A 21,804-nucleotide genomic window follows, 5' to 3' on the forward strand; every position below is an offset into this window, starting at 1 on the left:
ATGTCGCGCATTCGGCACCAGGAGCTCGGCCTGCTGGCCGGGGTCGCCATCACGGTGCTCGCCTTCGGCGTCATCGTCGCGCGCGATCTCCGCCAGTCCGCCGATGATGCCAGCCACCTGCACGACCGGCTGTCGAGTGGCCTCAACCTGATCAACGACCTCCAGTTCCAGATGCAGGAGGTCCGCCGCATCCTGCTCTACGCCCTTCATACCTCCGACGCCAACCGCCAGTTGGACTACGCCGAGCAGTCGCGGGCCGCCGATGCCCGCGTCCGCGCGTTGCTGAACGACCGCGCCAGGCTCGGTGACCAGCCGCCTGTCCTGCAGGTCGTCGCCACCGTCGACAGCGCCTGGATGCGCTACCTGGTGGTCCGCGACGAGGTGATCGGCCTGATCCTGGAAGGGAGTTACGGCGAGGGCGTGGCGCTCGACGAGCAGGAAGGGCTGGCGCGCTTCAACGACGTGCGCCAGGCCATCGGCGGGCTGAAGGCCAGCTTCGCATCCGATGCCGAGGCGCAGGTGCTGGCCGCCAAGGCGCGGGCGCGGGCGTCGGTGATCCGCGTGATCATCCTGGTGTCGAGCGCGCTGCTTGGGGCCGCGGTCGGCCTCTATCTCGTCAACCGCCGCGCCGCCCTCGAGTCGCGGCTGCACAGCGAGGCTCACAAGGGCAGCATCCTGCAGGCCGTCCCCGATCCCATCATCAGCACCGACGCCGCCGGCCGCATCATGGAGGTCAACGACGCCGCCGAGCGCGTGTTCGGCTTCAGCCGCCACGACGCCCTGGGCCTCCATCTGGAGACGGTGGTGCTCCCGCCGAGCCGGCGCGGCGAACTGGCGGCGGTCCTGGCGCGGCCGTTCGTGAGCCGGCGCACGGTGGCGCGGTTCGAGACCTACGGCGTGCGCGCCGGCGGCACCGAGTTCCCGGTCGAGATCGCCGCGGTGTCGCACACCGCGGACAACGCGCGCATCTGGACCATCCACATTTCGGACCTTACCGCGCGCTACCGATCCGAACAGGAACTGCGCGCCGCCAAGGAAGTGGCCGAGGTCTCCGCGCGCGCGGAAAGCGACTTCCTGACGACCATGAGCCACGAGCTTCGCACGCCCCTGACCGGCGTGACCGGAATTGCCCACCTGCTCCAGAACTCGCCCTCGCCCGCCTCGCAGCGCGACCTCGTGCACATGCTGCGCAGCAGCGCGACCGCGCTGCTGGGGCTGGTCAGCGATGTGCTGGACTACTCGCGGATCGAGCGCGGGCTCATGGATCTGTCGCCGGTGGACTTCCGTATTCGCGATTGCATCGAGGATGCAATCGACCCGGTCGCCCAGGCGGCGGCCCGGAAGGGCCTGGAGATCGGATACCTGATCGACGAGAGCGCGACGGCGGCGGTGAGGGCCGACGAAGACCGCGTCCGGCAGGTGCTGCTCAACCTCCTGTCGAACGCGGTGAAGTTCACCGAGGCCGGCGAAGTGGTGGTGCAGGCGAGCGCGAGACAATTGGCCAAAGGGTCGCGGGCGATCAGCATCAGCGTGCGAGACACCGGCCCTGGCATTCCGGAGCACCTGCACGCGAAGCTCTTCCAGCGCTTCAGCCAGATTACGCGCCAGCACGGCGGGACCGGGCTCGGCCTGGCCATCTCGAAGCGGCTGAGCGAACTGCTCGGCGGATCCCTGAACGTCACGAGCCTCGAGGGTAAAGGCACCACCTTCCAGTTCGACTTCCGGGCCGCTCCGGCGCCCGGCACCTCGCCCGACGCCTTCCAGGGATCATTGCCAGGAACAAGGGTCCTGCTGGCAACCGGCCCCGGCATCATCGGGCAGCAGGTGCGGGCGCTGTTGGCGAGCTGGGGAGTCGAGGTCGCCGGCGTCCTGGGTCCTCATTCGCCCGCAACCAAACCGCCGCACGGGATCGACGCCGTGATCGTGGATGCCGATGGCGAGCAGTGCTGTGCACTGGCGCGGCAGTGCCTGTCGGCGTGGAGCATGGAGAGGGTGCCGTGTGTCGTCGTCGCGCGTCCGCGAGCCGAGGTAGACGCGGGAACCGCGCATGACTACCGGGTGCGCAAGCCCATCAGCGCGAGCCGGCTGCACGAGGCGCTCGTCTCGGCGATCCACGACATTCGCGGCGGGGCCATGCCCGTGCGGCCGCCGACCGGGATTACACCCTTCCCCGCAGCCTCGCTCGCCATCCTGCTGGCCGAAGACAATGAACCTAACCGGCGGGTGATGCAGCTCATGCTCAACGAACTCGGCCTGACCGCGGACGAAGTCGCCGGAGGCGGCGAAGCGGTTGAACGCGCACTCGCACACCCGTACGACGTCATCCTGATGGATGTGCAAATGCCCGGCCTCGATGGTCTCGAAGCGGCCAGGCGCATCCGGGCTCAGTCATCGGGCAAGCGTCCGCTGATCATCGCGCTGACCGCGAATGTGACGCTCGGGGAGGAAGCACGGTGCCTCCGCGCCGGCATGGATCGCTACCTGTCCAAGCCGATCCGCCTGGAAACGCTCGCCTCGATTTTTCGGCCCCTGGTAGCGACGACGACCCGGACTTAAGCCTGAAATAAGAGACGGCGCCTGGGCCCGACAAAAGCCCGTAAGTTGTTGATTCGAGAACCCGGCAGCCTCTTTCTGCGGTTGATAGCCCACCTCGACAGCTCTAACCTCCAGCATTCGCGAGCAACGCATTTGCTTTTCGCTTTTCCTGGAGGTCCTCAATGCCACGCGTCGCGTCTGCCCCCTTCGCAGGCCTCGCAGTCATTAGTCCCGTTTGCTTCGTCCCGCCACCTGAGCTACCGCGGGCCGTCCCTCCCCTGCCGCTGGTCGCCCTGACCCCGCCGTCGGCCGAGTGGAGCGACGCGCGGCTCGTCCAGGCCTGCCTCGACGGCAACCAGCGCGCCTGGGACCTGCTCATTGCACGGTACAAGAACCTGATCTGGTCGTTTCCGCGCAAGTATGGGGCGCCCGCGCACGAGGCCGCCGACGTGTTCCAGATGGTCTGCATCGACCTGTTCCTGGAGCTGCCCCGCTTGCGTAATCACGAGAGCCTGCGTGCCTGGATCTCGACCGTGGCGACCCGGAGGGCTTACCACTGGAAACGCCGCCACATCATCCGTGCCACGCGGGAAGACGACGGGGCCGACCCGGAGGTGGTCGTCGTGACACAGCCGTCCACGGAGTTCCAGGACGCGGAGCGCGGCCGGCTTGTCCGGCACGCCGTGGCGCAGCTTCCCCAGCGGTACCGCGCCGTCATCGAACTGCTGTTCTTCGAGGAGCCGCCGCTGCCGTATCAGAAGGTGGCGCAACGCCTGGGCGTCGCCCCCGGGTCGGTGTCGTTCCTCAGGGCGCGGGGATTGCGGAAGCTCGAACGGATCCTGAACGAAGCCGACGCCCGTTAAGCCCTTCCCACAATAGAACCGGTCACGACCGGCAAGTGGCGCATCCCGTCATTCGGGATGCGCCATGTGTCTCACTCCCTCATCGCGGGATCGTCACGACCACGGTCTGGCTCCTGGGCGACTCGTTGCCTGATTGATCCACGGCCGTCACCGCGAACCCGTGAGTCCCCGCCTTCAGGTCGCGCATCGTCTTGGTGAGGCCGCGCACCTTGTCGTCAACCTCGTGCCACCGGGCCTTCTTGCCGTTGCCGTAAGTCTCATACTCGTAGACCCGGTAGTACGCCACGCGGACGTTGTCCGTGGCGGGCGTCCACGCCAGCGTCACCCGGTCCCGGTCCTTCTTGCCGCGCCCGGAATCATCCTCGAACGTCGCCGTGACCAGCGGTGCCGTGGGCGCCTGTTGATCCAGGACCCGGACCGAATAGGCGTGCCGGTCGGTCCCTGCGGCGTTGGTGACCCGCACGGCGAAGTTGTGCCGGCCAAGTTGCGCCACGTCCGGCGTCCACGATACGAGTCCCGTGCCCGGATCGATGGTCATGCCTTCCGGCGCGCTTTCGAGCGACCACACCATTGGCAATGACCCGCCGGCGGCGGATTGATACAGGAAGAGTTCCTGGACCGGAATCTCCTCCGGCGGCTGCGGATCCAGGATGGTCGGGCGCACCATCGTGGTGGTGACCGTCACGGTGAAGCCGTCCGTCGCAGTGTTGCCCGCGGCGTCACTTGCCGTGCACGACACCGGCGTCGTGCCGATCGAGAAGGTCGAGCCCGAGGCCGGGGCGCAGGTGACCGGCACCGCACCGTCAACCGCGTCCAGCGCGGTTGCGGTGAAGGCGACGATGGCGCCGTCGGGACCGGCGGCGAGGACGGACAAGTTCGCCGGCAGCGTCAGGACCGGTGGAGCGGTGTCCCTCACCGTCACGGTGAAGGTGTCCGTGGCATCGTTGCCCGCCGCGTCGCTTGCGGCGCACGACACCGGCGTCGTGCCGAACGAGAAGGTCGAACCAGAGGCGGGTGTGCAGACCACCAGCACCAAGCCGTCGATGGCATCCAACGCGGTCGCGCTGAAGGTGGCGATGGCGCCAGCCGCGCTCGTCGCCGTGATCGACATGTTGGCCGGGAGCGTCAGCACCGGGGCGGCCGTATCACTGACCGTCACCGTGAAACTCGCGCTGCCGATGTTGCCGTGGGCGTCGGTCGCCGAGCACGTCACCGTCGTCGTCCCGATCGCAAAGGTGCTGCCGGACGCCGGCGCGCAGCTCACCAGCGCGATCGGACCGTCAATGGCGTCCGCCGCCGTGGCGGTGAAGTCCGCCACCGCGCCCGCGGGGCTGGTCGCCGCCAGGGTCAGGTTTGCCGGCACCGTGACGACCGGGGCCACCGTGTCGCTCACCGTCACCGTGAAACTCGCGCTGCCGATGTTGCCGTGGGCATCCGTCGCCGAGCACGTCACCGTCGTCGTCCCGATCGCAAAGGTGCTGCCGGAGGCGGGGGTGCAGCTCACCAGCGCGATCGGACCATCGATCGCATCCACCGCCGTGGCGGTGAAGTCCGCCACCGCGCCCGCGGGGCTGGTCGCCGCCACGTTGAGGTTGGCCGGCACCGTGACGACCGGGGCCACGGTGTCGCTCACCGTCACCGTGAAGCTGGCGCTGCCGGTGTTGCTGTGCGCATCCGTCGCCGAGCACGTCACCGTCGTCGTGCCGACCGCAAAGGTGCTGCCGGACGCCGGCGCGCAGCTCACCAGCGCGATCGGACCGTCAATCGCGTCCACCGCCGTGGCGGTGAAGTCCACGACCGCGCCCGCGGGGCTGGTCGCCGCCACGTTGAGGTTGGCCGGCACCGTGACGACCGGGGCCACGGTGTCGCTCACCGTCACCGTGAAGCTGGCGCTGCCGATGTTGCCGTGGGCATCCGTCGCGGAGCACGTCACCGAGGTCGTCCCGATCGCAAAGGTGCTGCCGGAGGCCGGCGCGCAGCTCACCAGCGCGATCGGACCGTCAATGGCGTCCGCCGCCGTGGCGATGAAGTCCGCCACCGCGCCCGCGCCGCTCGTCGCCGCCAGGGTCAGGTTCGCCGGCACCGTGACCACCGGCGCCACGGTATCGCTCACCGTCACCGTGAAGCTGGCGCTGCCGATGTTGCCGTGGGCATCCGTCGCGGAGCACGTCACCGAGGTCGTGCCGATCGCAAACGTGCTGCCGGACGCCGGCGCGCAGCTCACGAGCGCAAGGGCACCGTCGATCGCATCCACCGCCGTGGCGGTGAAGTCCGCCACCGCGCCCGCGGGGCTGGTCGCCGCCACATTGAGGTTCGCCGGCACCGTGACCACCGGCGCCACGGTGTCGCTCACCGTCACCGTGAAGCTGGCGCTACCGATGTTGCCGTGCGCATCCGTCGCCGAGCACGTCACCGTCGTCGTGCCGATCGCAAACGTGCTGCCGGACGCCGGCGCGCAGCTGACCAGTGCGAGGGCACCGTCAATGGCGTCCGTCGCCGTGGCGCTGAAGTCGGCCACTGCGCCCGCGGGGCTGGTCGCCGCCACATTGAGGTTCGCCGGCACCGTGACCACCGGGGCCACCGTGTCACTCACCGTCACCGTGAAGCTGGCGCTGCCGGTATTGCCCGCGGCATCGGCTGCCGTGCAGGTCACAGCGGTCGTGCCAATCACAAACGTACTGCCCGACAGCGGCGTGCAGCTGACGAGCGCGATCGCGCCGTCAATCGCGTCGAGCGCCGACGCGCTGAAGGCCGCCACCGCGCCCGCCGCACTGGTCGCCGCCAGGCTCAAGCTTGCCGGCACCGTGACCACCGGCGCAGTGCCGTCAACGACCCACGACACCGACGCGTTGCCGCTGTTGCCGACCGCATCGACCCCGGTCACCGTCAGCAGGTGGGAGCCATCAACGAGATTCGTCCAAAAATACGGGCTCGTGCACGCGCCAGCCGGGCCGCCGTCAAGCGCGCACGTCACCGTCGTCGCATCATCCGTGGTGAACGCGGCCGAACCGCTTCGCTGACTGGTCGGCGTCCCGGGCTGGACGATGGCGATGACCGGTGGCGTGGTATCAGGCGGCGGGTCGATCGTGATGAGCACGAGATCCTCGCCCACCGCGCCGTAGCTGTCGGTGACACGCAGCAACAGCCCCCACGCGCCCTCAGGCAGGATTACCGACAACGTGGCCGTCGGGGCAGGCGGACCAAACGCCACGCCACCCTCGAACCACTGGTACGACAGCGGGTCGTCAACATCCGGGTCGGTGCCCGTGCCCGTCAACGTCACATTGCCTTCGACAGGCAGCAACGTTCGATCGGGGCCCGCATCCGCCCGGGGCCGCCGGTTGACGTTAACCATCACGGGCGGCGACACGCCGACGTTGTTCGCCGCATCGTACGCGTGGGCCACGAGTTGGTAAGTGCCGGCCGGCGCGATGACGACGTCCAGCTGTCCGTTGCCGTTGACGTCCTCACCGGGATCCTGGACGCCGTTCCCATTGGCGTCTTCACCGGTATTCCAGGTGCCGCTGAACGGCGGCGTCGAATCGCTGCCAATCAGCGTCCACGCGCCGCCCTGCGGCTGCGCGTAGAAGTCGACGTTGGTCACAACGTTGAGATCGGTCGCCGTCGCGCTCAGGCCCACTTGCCCGGGCGTCGGTATGGCCAGCCAGCTCTGGTCGGTGGACGCGGTGAGGCTCACCACCGGCGGCGTCGTATCCGGATTGGCGATGGTCACGGCCACACCGGGCGAAGTGGCGGAATTGCCCGCTGTATCGAATGCCTTCGCCGTCAGGGTGTAGCCGTCGTTCGGAACCGGCACGGTGTTCCACGCCACTTGATACGGCGCGTCCGCATCTTCCCCAATCAATCTCGTGACCGGAGACGGACCAACGGTCGTGTAGTGAAACTCGACCCGGGCCACGGCCCCGGCGCCGTCGCTGGCGTCGGCCGTCAATGGCGCCACACCCGTCAAAGGTGGCCCCCCGGCAGTTGGCGACGTGATGGCCACGGTTGGCGGGATCTCGTCGGCCACGCCCGGCACTTGCAGCAGTGCCCATACCTGCGGGTCATCCGGGACGCTGTTCGTGACCGCCAGGTCCAGCCAGTTGTCACGATTCCAGTCGCCGGCGACGGCCTGCCGCGGGTTGGCCGCAGGGCTGACCAGGCCGATCGACGCGATGGTGGGCGTCGCGGCGAACGTGCCGTTGCCAGTACCGGCGAACACGTAGACATCGTCCGGAGCGGTCAAGCCGTCACGGACCACGGCGAAGTCCAGGGCGCCGTCCTTGTTGAAATCGGCGAGCTGGCTGTAGACCGCGCCCGCCGGCATCGCCGCGGTGCCGCTGAGGGTATAGGTCGGGTTGACGCCCACCGCGCCTGCCCCGGTTGCCGCGAAGACACTGGTGCCCGTGGCGCCGGCAATGTCGGTGACCCCGTCGCCGTTCATGTCACCCACGGCAAACGCGAGGATTGCCCCGCCACCGGTCGGCACGTGCGTGCTGAAGTACCGGAACTGGCCCAACCCGTTGAAATTGAGAAACGTGCCGACACCGGTGGCGGCGCGCACGACGACGTCCAGGTCGCCGTCGCGATCGACGTCGCGCACTGTCATGGGGCCGAACACATCAGGCGCCGGATTGCTCGCGCTATAGGCGACGCCAGTGCCGTTGACCGCCTGCACGGGAGGCCCGAAGGTGCCGTCGCCAAAGCCCGGGTAGAACTTCAAGGCGCGGTAACCAGGGTCGCCGACGACCGCCAGGTCCACGAACGTGTCGCCGTTGAAGTCACCCGTCACGACATCCCGGAGCGCCGTCGTCCGCCCGACACCAGGCAAGCAGCTGTGGAACGTAAATCGCGACGCCGCCGTGGTCCCGAGATAGATCAAGGTGCCGGGAATGGGGCCGGGGCCGGCGCAAAGCGGGTTGGAGTCCGCGGTTGTCATGGCGATCTGTGTTACCGCCAGATCGAGCAGACCATCGTTGTTGAAGTGGCCGCTGGCGAACCCGGACCCGAACGGCACGCCCATTGTGGGGGCATCCTTGAGCAACGCCCCCGCGGCGGTACTGTCGAGGAACTGGAGCTGTCGCCCTTCGCCGCCCGTGAGGACCGCAACGTCTGGCCAGCCGTCGCGGTTGAAGTCCGCGCGCTCGATGTCTTTCGGATCCGGTTGGCCCATATCGTTGGGGAGAGCTGGCTCGAACAGCACCGGGGCCGGAGGACCCACGACCTGGCCGCCAAGACCAATGGCCGCCGAGAGCGCGTAGACACACAGCGCGGCCACCGCGCCCCGCGACAGCTGCTTGGCCCTAATTGACGCTCGTTGACGCGCGATTTTTATCATTGGGAAGACCGCCGATTTTGCGGAACACACAACAAACCCAACCGACGGCACGCGACGTCGGCGCGACGCCCCCCGCCCACCGGCCCGAGGGGTGAGCCAGCCGTGCGCGGGAGTGTCCTCTCAGCAGACTAGGGTGGAGCGGCCGGCAAGGCGGTACAGGTGCGCGCACACATTTGCAGGTCCCCTAGGCATTTGGCCGAGCCGGCCCTCCGGACGATTACGGCACTACTGAGAATTCGACTCGCCGCTCGGCCGACTGCTTGTTGCGGTTGTCGGTGACACGCACAATCAACTCGAACTCACCAAACGGAAACGACATGAGCGGCACGGTCATGCCGGCCGTGACCGCCCCGTCCGCCGGAGCGAACGCGGCCCCCACCGTGTCGGCATGCAACCGCTGCGGCTTCATCTTGTTGAAGAATCGCGGGCCTCGTTCGCTCCGCTGGTAGAACACGTATTCCACCGCGACGTCGGGCTTGACACTGTCGTCCGGCGTCCAGTTGTAGATTCTGAATGCCGCGTGCACGCTCCCGCTTTGCGCGAATCGATCGCTCGCCGCCGGCGTCAGCGCCGTCGGCTCGAACTCGAACGGCCGCGTGCCGGATGCCCGCGGCACCGCGGCGACGGCATCGCCCAGCACGACGGGCGTCACCGCCAGCGGTCCCCGCCAGATGTCGGGAACACTCAGCTGGAACTTGTGCAGGGTGACAATGGCGCCGCCACCCCCCGCCTGCCCCACCGCCGCATGGACCTCGTACTGTCCCGGCGGCAAGGTGAACTCACGGACCAGCCGCATCGCCCCGGCCGGCCCCGTACCAATGGCATCACCTGCGACCCTGGGCGGCGTCCCCGGCGCCGTGGCCGGCGCCAGCACGCGCACGCCCGCCACGTACGGCTGCGCCATCGTGCCGCCCAGGACGATTGCGGTGCGGATCGTCTGCTCGGCGCCGCGCATCACATCGGCCTGCACGACAATCGGCAGCGCGGAACTCTCGAGCGTGACCGCGGACGTGGTTACCGCGTACGTTCCCGACGCGGTCGTCGCCGCGCGGTCGAGCAACATGTTGAGCAGGCGGGCCGGATCTGCCGCTGGCGCCTGAGCGGTGGATCGTGGTCCGCCAAGCAGGATTCCGGTCAGCACTGCCGCCAGGGCGACGCGCCGCCGGCGGCCGGTTAGGGCGAGGGGACGAACCATTCTGTGACCTTTCCAAAGTGCCCGCCGGATGCCGGCGGTGCCTTGAGCACGTAGCCGCCGGCGGAGGCGAACCGGCGCTGAGGACCAAACGCAATCGTGGGATACGTCGAACGATGCGGCGACCGCGCCGCCATGTGCTCGATGCGCTCGATAAAGTACTCGCGCGACTCCGTCGCGCGCGGATGTGACAGCGCGTCGTTGACCAGGGACGCCGCAAACAGCGCGTTGGTCGCCACCCCGCGGTCCGCCGGCGCCAGGCCGTTCGCTTTCATCCAAGCCAGCGCGCGGAACGCATGTCGATCGAACTCGCCGGGTAGCACGAATGGGTGAAGCACGAGGGTCCGCGCCGCGATCGACGGGGGCACCACACCGGTGACCTCACCCAGCAGCGTCGACGACACGAACACCGTGCCGACGGCCCCTGGAAGCGCGCCATCGGCCACCGCGCCCAGATCCTTGGGGCCGAGCCACAGCACGACCACGTCAGGCCGGCCCGCGAGCGTTCCCGCCCACCAGTCGCCCGTGAACGCCGTGCCAGCATCGACGCATGCGGAATCAACGGACGGTGAACGCTTCTGCAGGGCCAACGCCGCGGAATGCCCGGTGGTTCCACAGCGCGACACCTGCAGCACGCGCGCCGCCGGCGTCTTCCCCTGCAGTTGGTGCGCGAGAAGCTCCGCCTCGAGCCGTAGCCCCTTCGAGAAGTACAGCGAGTAGAACCCCTCGCCCGACGCCTCCGCCGGCGGCAACGTCAGCTGCGGCAGAATCACCGGCAACCTGACCCGTTCCGCAAACTCATGCACCGGCGTCCAGTCTTCGTCCCCAAGGCCGCTGACCACGGCGAACACGGGCTGCTCTCGGTACAGATCGGACAATTGCGCCGGCCACGCGCCCGGTGGCCCTTGCAACGTCCACGCGTGCAGCACCCAGTTGCGGTACTTGCCGACATGGCGCGCCATGTCCCAAGGGCCGCGTTCGCGCCGGCCCGTCTCGTTGCGCGTATTCGCATTCTTGTGCCGAACGTAGGTCTCGAGAACTTCGAGCATCGACGCGCGCCGGGCAGCACTCACTCCAGGGGTCGTGATGGTGGCCAGGTGCACCGTGTCCGCGGTGACGCCCGCAGGCGGGTCGGCCGCCAGCGATCCCAGGTATGCCGTCAGCGCCGCGCCGGTCTCGCCACTCAGTGCGTATCGGGGCATGGTCGCCGACAGGGTGCGGCCCGCCGGATCCACGCCGTCGCGCACCGCGCGCAGCAGGCTCTGTGCGGTGTAAGCAGGCCTGGTCCCCGGGCCTGTAGTGGTCACGGTCCCCATTTGCGCGCTCCCCCGCGTGAGGGGGGCGAAGAGCGCCGACCCAACCACCGGTGGTGTCGTCACGGGTCCTTCCGACGTGCCAAAGCCGCTGCGGCGGTGGCAATTGACACAGGGCATCTCGCTGCTGCGCACGCGAATGTCCCCCTGCACCACGGCTGTCACCGCGGCGCCTCCCGCGTCCAGGCCGGCACGATAGAAGCGCTCGCCGGCGTCGGTCGATGGCAACTGCCGCGCGGCAGGCAGGGCCAGCATCGCCCAGGCCACTCCGATCGCGACCGCGCCACCTCGCCGCCAGTCGAATGCCGGGCCACGCATGGACACTCCAATCACCTTCGATCCCTCTTGCCGGACCTGGATGGATCAGGAGGGGCCGCGGACCAGCGTCAGCAGCGTCTCGGCACTCGACAGGCCGCTGACCACTTGCCAGGGCGCGGCCCGCCCGCGCCGGAAATATGTCGCCGGCGCGTGATTGGTCTTGTCGCCCCGATAGGCGCTGAATACCCGCTGCGCGGCGGTGATGCTGTCCGGCGAGCCCGTGAAGAACCGCCACGACTCGCCGGCGTGATACCGCTCGGCATAGGCGCGCAGCGTGACCACGGTGTCGACCTCGGGATCGATCGAGATCGACACCAGTCGCACCCGGCCGCGGTCCGCACCGAGCTGGTCATGCAACTGCGCGAAGCCTGCGCTCATGACCGGACAGACCGTCGTGCAGGTCGTGAAGATGAAGTTGAGGAAGACCGGGTCGTCGGTGTCAACAGCCGCGCGCAAGGAGGTCGCGCGATTGGCGCGATCGATCAACGGGATGTCGCCAATGACCGGCGCGGGGGTCATCAACCGCGCCATGGCGGCGGCCGGCGGGGCCGAATGGCCCTCGTGCCCGGTGCGGCTGGCGGGTTGTTGTGCCCGAATCGCGCCGCACCCGAAGATGACGCTCGCCAGGACGAATGCGGCGGGCCTCACGGCGTCGCTCCGCCGCCTGGAACCGAGCCGCTTTCCACGCGGATGCCGCCGACGCTGAACGCGCCAATCGTAACCGTCACCAGGCGCCCCGGCTTGATGAACCGCCCCGGATTCGCAAAGAACATGAAGTAGCTGCGACCGGCGTGCGGAGTGTTCGAGTTGCGCAGCGCGCCCGTTTTGGGCGGCACCGGCACGGCCATCTCCGCGCCCGTCGCTTCGTCGCGCAGCACCGGCTTGGTCTTGCGCTCGAAGAGCGGCTTCGCCTTGCGGGCGTCGACGACCGTGTAACGGAAGTCAAGCATGTAGCCCGCCGCGGTCACCCGCATGGTATCGATCCGAATCCCCCACCGGCGCGCGATGGCATCGCCGTCGGCCACCAGGAGCGGGCCCGCCCGTTCGGCCGGTGGGGCCGTATGGCCCGATCGCCTGGCGGGCCGCCTTCCGCCCTGATGCTCCTGGGCGGAACCGGCCCAAACCGAGGCGCACATGAGCGCCGCAACCAGGCCGGAAACAACCGCGACTTTCGAGAGGAACGGCAGTGCCGTGCGAGACATGTGAATAAGAGGGGTATCTGCGGCAGCCGGTTGATACACCCGAGGCGGTGGGATCGCGGGTAGGCCGGCCCGGAGGACCGGCCTACCCGAACGTATCGTCAGCTACGGCGTAACCGCCGCGAACAGGGAGAACCGCATGGGTTGCAGGCCTGTATTCGGGGCCCCTATCGTCGGGAACGTGGCCGGCCAGGTCCCAAAGAGCTGGGCGGCGTAGGCGCTGGTCCCGGCCGGCGCCGGGTCATACGCCATGTTGTTCTGCGTACTACTGGCGGCATCCGTGTTGTACATCAGCCAGTAGGTCGTGTTCGCAGCCAGGGAAGCACTGATTGAAATCGTGTTCCAGGCGTCTCCGATCAGGGTGCCCGTCGCCGATGACGCCACGAGAGTGCCCGGCTGGCCTGCCGCATCGGTATAGACCGCGACCTGGTAGGTGCCGGCGCCGCCAACCGGCCCGACATATACCGCCATCGCCGTCACCGTCGTGGCATTGGTCGTCGTGACCTGCGACCCGTTCATGTAGTGGAAGTTCGCCTGATCGAACGCCGACCCTTGCGAGGTCAGGCCCAATGTCGATCCACTCGCGACCGCCGCGCCGCCGGCCATCGTAAACCCGTTCCCAAGGGGCAGTGGGTTCCTCTGCGCCGCGAGGGCCGTCTTCTGATCCGCGCCGCGATGCGGCGTGGTGAGCTGCGTGGCCGGCGCGCCGAGGCTCGGCCGCGACTGATGGTCGAGATCGAACAGCAGCGTCGACCGATTGACGTTGACGCCAAGTCCGGTGAGCGGCACGTTGGCGCCGTTCACGCCAGCCGTCACGTGGTAGTTGCCGAAGAGCGTCAGACCCGACGCCGGATTCTGCAGCGTCAGCGGACCGAACATCGGCCGGACGAAGGTGCCGCCCTCGTCGAACGCCAGGGGCACCAGGATCGACGTCTGCTCCGGGCTGACGATGGACGGGTTCCGCCCCCCGTTCACGTAAGACGACACGAAGGCCGGCGCCGCTTGCGTGTTGCCCGTGCCGGGGGACGCGGCCGTGCTCGTCACAACGGTGGCCCGCGACGTCAGTGTTCCGGCCGCGCCAAGCACGCCGAAGTCCCAGCACATGAACCCGAAGGTGTCGATGGTGCACGCGGCCCTGCCGGTGCCTGTCGAGCTGACAATCAGTCCATAGGTGATCGGGGCCGGAGCCGGATCGCCAGGAACCTGCACGCCACCCGACACCGGGCCGAAGTAGAAGGACCGGTTCTGCCGGACGATCGAGTTGAGGATCGTCGGGTTCGAGAACGTCGATCCGTTGAGGGTCCCGTACGAGTTGCCGCGCGAGACGATACCCGCCGGCTGCGGCTCGGAGGTGTCGCCGCCGCCCAGGACGAACGCACCCCCGGCCGTGGCGAAGCTGTCGTTGCGGACGATCGTGTTGTGGATCATCTCCACGAACGATGCGTCGTGCAGCGACACGCCACCGCCGGCGAGCCCGGCGACGTTGTTGGCGATGATGTTGTTATACAGCGCCACGCGCGATCGCGACACGGCGCCCACATCTGGTCCGCCGCCGTTGACACCGTCCAGCGCCACGCCGCCACCGTCACCGCTGGCGATCAGGTTGCCCTGGATCAGGTTGTTGCTGATGCGAACGTTGCCCGAGCCCGGCGTCAACTCGTTCAACCCCGGCGCGCGGCCGCCGATGAAGATGCCGCCGCCCGAACGGCCCAGCCCCTGGTTGAACCCTTCGTTGAAGACGATCGAGTTGCTGTCGATCACGCCGCCGGGGCTGCGCCCGATGTGCGAGACGCCGGCACCCTGCCCAGTCGTGAAGTTCCCGGCGATGAAGTTGTTCGTCACCTGGTAGCCGTTCGCGCCGGTGCCAATCACGATGCCGCCGCCGCCGGCGGCCGCCAGGCCGGCGTTCTGGCCGACCACGTTGTTGTGAATCGTGATGTTCGTGTTGAGGGCGTTATCGTCGGCCAGCGGCGTCACCGCCCCGGGCTGCCCCACCCGGATGCCGCCACCGAGGTCACCCGAGTTGTTGACGATGCGGTTGTTGCCGATGTCCATCGAGCGCGCGTTGCCGTTGACCATGATGCCCGCGGCGTTCATCGCCCCGGTGAGCGTCAGGCCGTCGATGCGCGCGTTCGCGCGCAGGACCGCGCCTTCGTTCTGCAGGCAATACGCTTCGTTCGCCAGCGTGGACGGCGTCGGCTGCAGGCACGCGCCGCTGCCGTTGGTGGTGATTGGCAATGGCCGGCCGAACACCATCACGCCCGCCGCCTCGCCACCGATCGCGGCCGCAAGGCCTTCGGTGCTGAGCGGTGGTGCGCCGAGAATCGTGGTCTGCCCGGGGAGGAGGTAGTCGGTGCCACCCGGACCATTGAACAGGCCGACCACGTATTGCCGCCACGCCTGGAGCTTCTCGGCTGGAGCGACGACCGTGTTGACCACCGTGGACATGGCGCCCCAACCCTGGAGCCGGACCGGCTTCTTCATGACGATCGACTCTTCGTAGCTACCCGGCGGCACCAGCACCAGGTCTCCGGCCGTCGCCGCGTCGATCGTGGCCTGGATGCTCTGATTCGCCGGCTTCACAATCGGCGGCCGGGAGCTGTGCAGCGCGGGCGTCGCCACCGTCAGCGTGATGCCCAGCACGGACCTGCGCACATCGGTGCACGGCAAGACGCCAGTCGCGCAGCGCTCGACGATCAACTGGTCCGTCACTGCCCCACCGGGAATCACCACTCGCAGGGCGGTGATCAACCCGCCTGAGCTTCCACCAGGCGCGACCGTCACATTCGCCGTCGGGATCGTAGTCGCGCCAAGCCCACGGTAATGCGGTTCAACGCCGCGCCAAACGTGTAGTCACGCAGGATCGTCACCGGCTCGGCGCCCTCGAAACCGTCGTAGGCCGGGTTCGGCACCGAGTGCATCCCTCCGGATGTGACCTCAATCGTTCGCGTCCCGGGCAGGAGGTTTGGCGAGCCGGCCGTCGTCCGGTCGACGATGTACGGGCCGATCTGCGCGGCCGAGCTCGTCGCACCGGTCGCCAGGTCGGCGACGTTGGTGACCTTCGCGATGACCGGCGTCCCCGACGGCAGCTCCGCGTCCACCGGGAACTGGCCGACGCCGGTGAAGGCGCCGGTCGGCAGCACCGGCGTGTCCAGATAGGTGGTCGCGCCCGGCATGTAGTTGAACGTGTAGCAGAACTGCGTGTACTGCTTCATGTGATCCGGGTTCGGCACCGTCTCGCCGGCCGCGTTCACCGTGGTTGACGAATTGATGCACGCCGTCAGCATGCTCGGCGACATGCCGCTCGGGATCGGCTGGTTGGCCGTGAACGTGCTCGGCACGAGCACGTTATACACACCATACGCGTCCGTGTAGGTGGACGTGATCTCACGCCCGGTCCAGTCGCGGATCGAGATCGGCAGGAACGGCGGCGCGTACTTCTCGCCGAACGTCGGCGCGTTCGGGTCGAACTCATTCGCCGTGTCGTCCAGGACGAAGCCGATGATGTGCCCGGCGATCGGCGCCTCGGTGAAGAGGAAGAAGTTCGCCCCCGGGTTGTGCCCGTTGCGCAGCGTCACGAGCTTCTGATCGCACAGCGGCCGCTGGTCGCCGGCATACGCCCCGGGAACATCGGGATACAGCGCGAGCTCCGCGGGCACTTCATGCAGCGAGCCGACGCAGAACGGCACGGCCAGCGGCTCGTAGTCAACCCCTGCCTTGGGCGGTGCCGAGCCGGCGCCACCGGCGCCCAGCGGATAGCCACCCAGGTAGAACTCCTGCGGGATGTACTCGTCGCCGAAGTCGACGTTCTTGTCTTCTTCCTTCACGATCTTGTAGCCGCGAGGCGGCACCACCCGCACGACGTACTTGCCGGCGGGGATTGGCACTTCGCGGAACCCCAAGCCGCGCTCGGCAACCGGAGTCAGCCAGTTCGCCGTCAACGAGGCCGGGTTGATCGGCTCGAACTGCGACATGAACGCGTAGCCGCCGTCGAAGACGCCGGGCCGCACCTGATTGAAGTTACGCAGGCCGTCGAAGCAATCCTTGTCGGTGCCGAGGAAGTTGTAGACCGCGCCCTGGCAACCGGTGGGCTGGCTCGCGTCCCAGCTGTCGGTGGTCACCTCGTTGAGCAGCTTCGTCCGCGTCGCGTCCCAGAGCTGCACCGTGACGTCGGCAATGCCGGGCTCCCACACCTCGGCCCCGCCCCAGCGCGGGTCGTTCTCCGCCCGCGTGACGGAGTAGTGCACGATGCCGCTGATGCCGCCGTTGAACTGGTCGCCATCGAACGCACCGAGCTTGCCGTGGTCCGTGTCGCCCAGGCCCGGGAAGTCGTCAAACGGGAAGACGTTCACGTCGGGAGCGACCTCGTCCGGGGACGCGTACGGGGCCTTGCCCCACATCAACACGCTGCTCTGGCCAATGAAGCCCTGGAAGGCCTCGAGGAGCACTGGACCGGTCTCGGTCCGGTACGAGGCGCCGCCGTTTTCCGTCTGCGGCTGGGGCACCAGCACTTGCGGATCGAGATCAGCCCCGATCTGACCGGGCCACGCGCCGTTGATCGGATCGCCGCCTGCGTCCACCACGGCGGTCACGCCGGTCGCCTTGAACCGCGTGAAATCCACCTCGGCGACCAGCCAGCTGAAGAACGGGAACACCTGCTCGAACGGCACGAAGCCGGTTCCGTCCGTCGGCATCGACTGATACATCGTGCCGTCGCGGAACCGGAGGTTGATGGCCTGCTCGGGGATGCCGGCTTCACCGTCGTCGCGGAAACCGTTCCCGTTCGAGTCGGTGAACACGTAGTGATAGAGCCGCGTGTACCACTGCTGAACGGGCACTTCGCCAAGCGCGAGGCTGGTCGTCACGTTGATCACCTTGGTGGCAATGATCAAATTGAGCGCGCTGTCGAAGATCACGAGCTGATAGGTGCCAGGCGCGACGCCCGAAATCGTGAAGATGCCTTCGGGGTCGGTCGGCTGCGCGTAGAGAAGCGTCCCGCCGGTCGCACCGGTGTTGAGCGCGACCCACGGCTGGGTGAAGTTGAAGGTCGCGCCGCTGAACATCTGGAAGTTCGGCGGCCGGGAGTGGTGCAGGTTGGTCACCTGGCCGCTGATGGTGTTGCCGCCGGCGCCAAGCGTGTTGACCCGCTCCGTGAAACCGATGTCGGCGTGCGGTCCGGGCGGCCCGAATTCGGCGAAGTAGGTCGGCTCGTTGGCCTTCACCCACGCGTCGATGACGCGCGTGCCCTCGATGGTGGCCGTCTGCTGCCACGATGTGCCCCCCGGCGACACCACCTTCACCCCGTACTTGCCGGGCGCGAGGTTCTGGATCAGCGCCCAGCCCTCGGCGTCGGACAGCAGGTAGCCGCGCCCGTAAGAGAGGACCTCGGGGGCCGTGCACGTGCCGGCAACCGGGCAGGGTTGATAGGTCGTTCCAATCTGGTTGCCGAACGCGTCCATCAACTGCTGCGCCGCCGACATGCCGTACCGCCCGCCCGCGTCCTCGATCGTGACGGAGAAGCCCTCGAGGGGCTCTTCATTGGTGTCCCACATGCCGTTGAGCGGAGCGTTGTCCCGGAACACGCGGACGCGAATCTGCGCGGTCGGCGTCGGCCCGCTGTTGACCCTGACCGTCACCGCCGACTGCCCAACCGCCACCGAGGCGCCGCCATTGTTGTACGAGCCGACCTTCGGCAACACCGACACGAAGTAGCGCTTCGACGAGTCGACCTTCAGGTCGGCCAGCGTCGTCTCGTCGCCCGACCGCGTCACCGGCATATAGCTCGCGTGGAAGCTCACCGACACCGTGTTCGGATCGAGCACGCCGGGATTCACGTGATAGGTGCGATCCTCCTCCAGCGTCCAGCGGAATGCGCCCACGTTCTCGCCGGCCGGACCGAGGACCGTCAACAACAGCGGCGACAGCAGGTCCGCTCCAGGATCGACGACGGGAAACACACTGACGCCGGCTGCCACCGCCGCCGAGGCCGACGTGCCGCCGTTGTCAGAGACAACGAAGTTGAATGGATCCGGGGAAGGATCGGTGCCCGGATACGTGCCGGTTGCCGCGTAGATAACGTGGCCGTTGGGAATCGCGGTGCCGGTGCCCGGACCGCTCCTGAGGTCGGTGGGCAAAAGTGTAATCAGGGTGCTGTCGAGCGGGTTCACGCGACTGAGCGTGCCGTTCGACGGCAGCGAGGTGAGGTAGACCGTGAGCGCGTCGCCATCGGGGTCACTGCCGCCGAGCGCGATGGGCAGCGACTCCGTGGCCTGGACACCGAGATCCTGGGTCTGGGCCTCGGGGGCGTCGGGAACCGCGCCGACGTTGATAATCACCGTCGCCAGGCTGTTGCCGCTCAGGTTGACCGCGCGATAGGTGAACGAGTCAACGCCGAAGAAATTTGCCGCCGGCGTATAGGTAAAGCTGCCGTCGCTCAGGAACGCGACCGCACCTGCGCCGGCGCTGGTCGCCAACTCGTAACTGGTGGCCCCGGTGTCGTTCGCAACCACGCTGCCACCTATGGCCGTGTCTTCGGCCGTGCCGACGAGGTCGTTGGCCGCGACCGGTGCGCCGCCGGAAGCCGCACCGGTGATGCGCAACTTCGCCAGCATGCCGGCGCCGCCCTGCCCTTCCGCCGACAGGCTGAGCGACCGGTCATACACCGGGTAGTCGCCGCCCACGGCCGGGGTCCACAATGCGTCATGGGTCTTGCCGGCCGCGAGCAGGATGGCCCCTTGCGGACGGGCGAAGGGATACTTGTTGCCGTCTTCGGCCACGATGCTGAACGTGCCGTTGTCGAGCACCGGCACGTGCGTGCGAAGACCGGCATTGAGGAACCGCAGCAGGGTCGGCTGACCGGCCGCGCCGGCCGCAATCGCCGGGGACGCCGCGTTGGCGTAGGAGGTGCCGTTAATCAGGAACAACGTCGGGTTGTAGTTGAACGTGCTGGTCGGTCCGGCAGGCGTGCCGTAGGTGCCGTCGGCCACCGCCTGGTGCAACGCCCGATCGATCTCGCTGTACACCAGCACGGCTTCATTGCTGTAGGGCACGCCGGCGTAGGCGTTGCCGGCCGCCGCGTCCTGCGTGAGCGCGCCGTACAGACCCATCTGAATCTGGACCGCCTGATGCGAGCCGCTTTGATACAGGAATGTGCCGGGCTTCAGGCTGGTGAACACGTAGGGGGCCGAACTGCCCGGTGCCACTTCGGGGACCATCGACACCACGCGACCGCCGGCCACCACCGGCGCACCGGCAAACGCCTGCCCGGGGATCACGAGCGACGTGTTCGTTCCCGGCGGGAGGTCGTTGTGCAGCACGATGGTCAGCGCGTTGCCGACCGGTACCGTGATGCGTGGGCCAGGCGACGACACCTCCTCGCCAGGCAGCAGGTCGCCGGCGGCGTCGGCCAGCCCATAGCCCCACATCGGCACGCTCACCATCGTGCCGTTCGGCAGCGTCACCGTCTTGTTGAACGGCGCGGCGACGACGTGGACCGTAGTCTGCGCCGCGGCGATCGCGGTCGACAATCCAAAGGCCGCAATCGCCAGGAACGCGACTCTCAGGACGGTGGCGGCGGATCCGTGATTCGTTCGCATCATGATGAATCCCTTTGACGACAAATGGACTGTCCAATCGCGCGATGCGGCCCGCCCGCATCACATTTCCCCGCACGTCCAGGCGACGGCCGCCGGCTACGGAATCGGCACGCTGGTCGGTTCCACGACGAGCATCGTCATCATTCCGCCGGGGAAGACGTCGTAGTTCGTGATTTCCTTTTCGGTGTGGGAATGCCACATGTAGGTGTAGCCGGCGTTCGGGTTGAGGCCGCCTTCTCCGGGCGGCAGCAACGCCATCGAACCCAGGAACGCGCCGGCCCAGAATCCGCCGAACGTCAGGCCGAACTGCTCGGGCTGCGTGACCGGAATCTTGATGCCGTGGTCGGGGCAGTACTCGAGCTTGCTCGCGGTCTTTTCGAATCCGGGGCCCGCGGCCGCGAGACCGGCCGCGTTCGCCGTGCACGTGTGCGCGTACAGCGGATCCGTGGGGTCGCCGTAGATGTCCCAGCCCAGGTCCTTGCCGGTCCAGCTGAAGATCGCATCGACCGTCTGGCCGGGCAGCGACTGGATGGTGAACACCTCGTGAGACAGGTCGAGGGCATCGCCCGGCGCGCTCTGCTTGAGGAAGCCGTCAACCGCGATGATGCGGGCGTGATTGCCGTGATGGTGGAACGGGTGCATGTCGCGACCACCGCCGATGACCCGCATCAGGACCCGGTCTCCGGCGTGGGTCCGCGGCAACGCGTTGTAGGGCTGCGTCGGCAGGAGCGCCGTGCCGGCCTCCGCCATCGTGTCGGGCGCGTTGCGGCCGTTGATGAACCAGTAATTCACGAACGGATTCGCCAGCTTCCCGGACGCGTCGACGGCGGCGACGCCCTGCTGCTCCACCATGTCGTGAATCGTCGAGTCGATCTCCGAGAGCAGGAACAAGTACTCCTGGTCAAACGCCGACTGCGTCGTGTCGTACGCCTGGTTGGCGGCGGCCGGTCGCACGATCAGCGCGCCCATCAGGCCCATCTCGATCTGCAGATCGGGCCGCGACGCGCTGTTGTAGAGGAAGGTGCCGGGCCGCGACGCCGTGAAGGTGTACGTCACCGTGGACCCTTGAACAGCCTCGAGGCCGAGAGGCCCCTGGATGCAGGTGCCGCCGCACGTCGCCGTCACCCCGGACTGCCCGGGGAACGCCAGCGACACCCGCTGCCCGGCATCCAGGCCCGTCGGGTTGGCGACCGTAATCGACACCGCGGCGCCCTGGTTCACGATCAGCGTCGGCCCGGGGTACTGCGCGCGCCCAGGCCCGGCCGAAAAGCCCCAGAACAGAAAATTGCCGCCCTCGGGCGTCGAGATGCGGTCGGCCTTCGCGGTCAGCGTGAACGATGTGCCCGTGACACCCAGCACGTCCGCCTGCGCGCTGGCAGCGGACAGAATCCCGAGAAACGCGAGTACGGCGATCCGGACGCGCGCGACGTGGCTTGTGCGTAACATGTGTC

10 protein-coding genes are annotated in these 21,804 nt (G+C 68.1%); 2 read left to right on the forward strand and 8 right to left on the reverse strand.

Annotation, left to right across the window (positions count from 1 at the left end):
• Both WC815_17655 and WC815_17660 read left to right on the forward strand, forming a co-directional pair.
• Positions 1–2,556 (forward strand): ATP-binding protein, encoded by a 2,556-nt coding sequence (locus WC815_17655; GenBank protein MFA5910609.1) that lies wholly within the window; start codon positions 1–3, stop codon positions 2,554–2,556.
• A 161-nt stretch (positions 2,557–2,717) separates the two neighbouring features.
• Positions 2,718–3,398, forward strand: a complete 681-nt coding sequence (locus WC815_17660) for a sigma-70 family RNA polymerase sigma factor (GenBank protein MFA5910610.1) — start codon at positions 2,718–2,720, stop codon at positions 3,396–3,398.
• A 79-nt stretch (positions 3,399–3,477) separates the two neighbouring features.
• On the opposite strand, the gene WC815_17665 is transcribed toward WC815_17660, so the two are convergent.
• The 8 genes from WC815_17665 to WC815_17700 form a co-directional block, all read right to left on the reverse strand.
• Complete coding sequence (locus WC815_17665) at positions 3,478–8,676, reverse strand: HYR domain-containing protein (protein ID MFA5910611.1); 5,199 nt, start codon at positions 8,674–8,676, stop codon at positions 3,478–3,480.
• 277 nt (positions 8,677–8,953) lie between these two features.
• Entirely contained in the window at positions 8,954–9,931 is a 978-nt protein-coding gene (locus tag WC815_17670; GenBank protein MFA5910612.1) for a hypothetical protein, read from the reverse strand.
• Entirely contained in the window at positions 9,910–11,559 is a 1,650-nt protein-coding gene (locus tag WC815_17675; protein MFA5910613.1) for a hypothetical protein, read from the reverse strand. The genes WC815_17670 and WC815_17675 overlap by 22 nt, the downstream gene beginning before the upstream one ends.
• Positions 11,560–11,604: 45 nt before the next feature.
• On the reverse strand, positions 11,605–12,207 hold the full coding sequence (locus WC815_17680) for an SCO family protein (GenBank protein ID MFA5910614.1): 603 nt from the start codon (positions 12,205–12,207) through the stop codon (positions 11,605–11,607).
• The gene (locus WC815_17685; protein ID MFA5910615.1) at positions 12,204–12,761 is read right to left on the reverse strand and encodes a hypothetical protein; all 558 of its coding nucleotides are present in this window, start codon (positions 12,759–12,761) and stop codon (positions 12,204–12,206) included. The genes WC815_17680 and WC815_17685 overlap by 4 nt, the downstream gene beginning before the upstream one ends.
• 102 nt (positions 12,762–12,863) lie before the next feature.
• A complete protein-coding gene (locus WC815_17690; protein ID MFA5910616.1) occupies positions 12,864–15,542 on the reverse strand; it encodes a hypothetical protein in 2,679 nt (892 codons plus the stop codon).
• Positions 15,539–20,356: an Ig-like domain-containing protein gene (locus tag WC815_17695; GenBank protein MFA5910617.1), complete on the reverse strand. Its 4,818-nt coding sequence runs from the start codon at positions 20,354–20,356 to the stop codon at positions 15,539–15,541. Before WC815_17695 ends, WC815_17690 begins: the two co-directional genes overlap by 4 nt.
• Before the next feature lie 93 nt (positions 20,357–20,449).
• A complete protein-coding gene (locus WC815_17700) occupies positions 20,450–21,799 on the reverse strand; it encodes a multicopper oxidase domain-containing protein (GenBank protein ID MFA5910618.1) in 1,350 nt (449 codons plus the stop codon).
• Positions 21,800–21,804: the final 5 nt, after the last annotated feature.

The organism is Vicinamibacterales bacterium (genome assembly GCA_041659285.1).
Classification (GTDB): Bacteria; Acidobacteriota; Vicinamibacteria; order Vicinamibacterales; family UBA2999; genus 12-FULL-67-14b.

What these genes read in the sequence shown, in the direction of transcription:
- WC815_17685 (MFA5910615.1), bottom strand. Translation starts at nt 12,761, where the DNA reads ATGTCTCGCACGGCACTGCCGTTCCTCTCGAAAGTCGCGGTTGTTTCC.
- WC815_17670 (MFA5910612.1), bottom strand. Translation starts at nt 9,931, where the DNA reads ATGGTTCGTCCCCTCGCCCTAACCGGCCGCCGGCGGCGCGTCGCCCTG.
- WC815_17655 (MFA5910609.1), top strand. Translation starts at nt 1, where the DNA reads ATGTCGCGCATTCGGCACCAGGAGCTCGGCCTGCTGGCCGGGGTCGCC.
- WC815_17675 (MFA5910613.1), bottom strand. Translation starts at nt 11,559, where the DNA reads ATGCGTGGCCCGGCATTCGACTGGCGGCGAGGTGGCGCGGTCGCGATC.
- WC815_17700 (MFA5910618.1), bottom strand. Translation starts at nt 21,799, where the DNA reads ATGTTACGCACAAGCCACGTCGCGCGCGTCCGGATCGCCGTACTCGCG.
- WC815_17660 (MFA5910610.1), top strand. Translation starts at nt 2,718, where the DNA reads ATGCCACGCGTCGCGTCTGCCCCCTTCGCAGGCCTCGCAGTCATTAGT.
- WC815_17695 (MFA5910617.1), bottom strand. Translation starts at nt 20,356, where the DNA reads ATGATGCGAACGAATCACGGATCCGCCGCCACCGTCCTGAGAGTCGCG.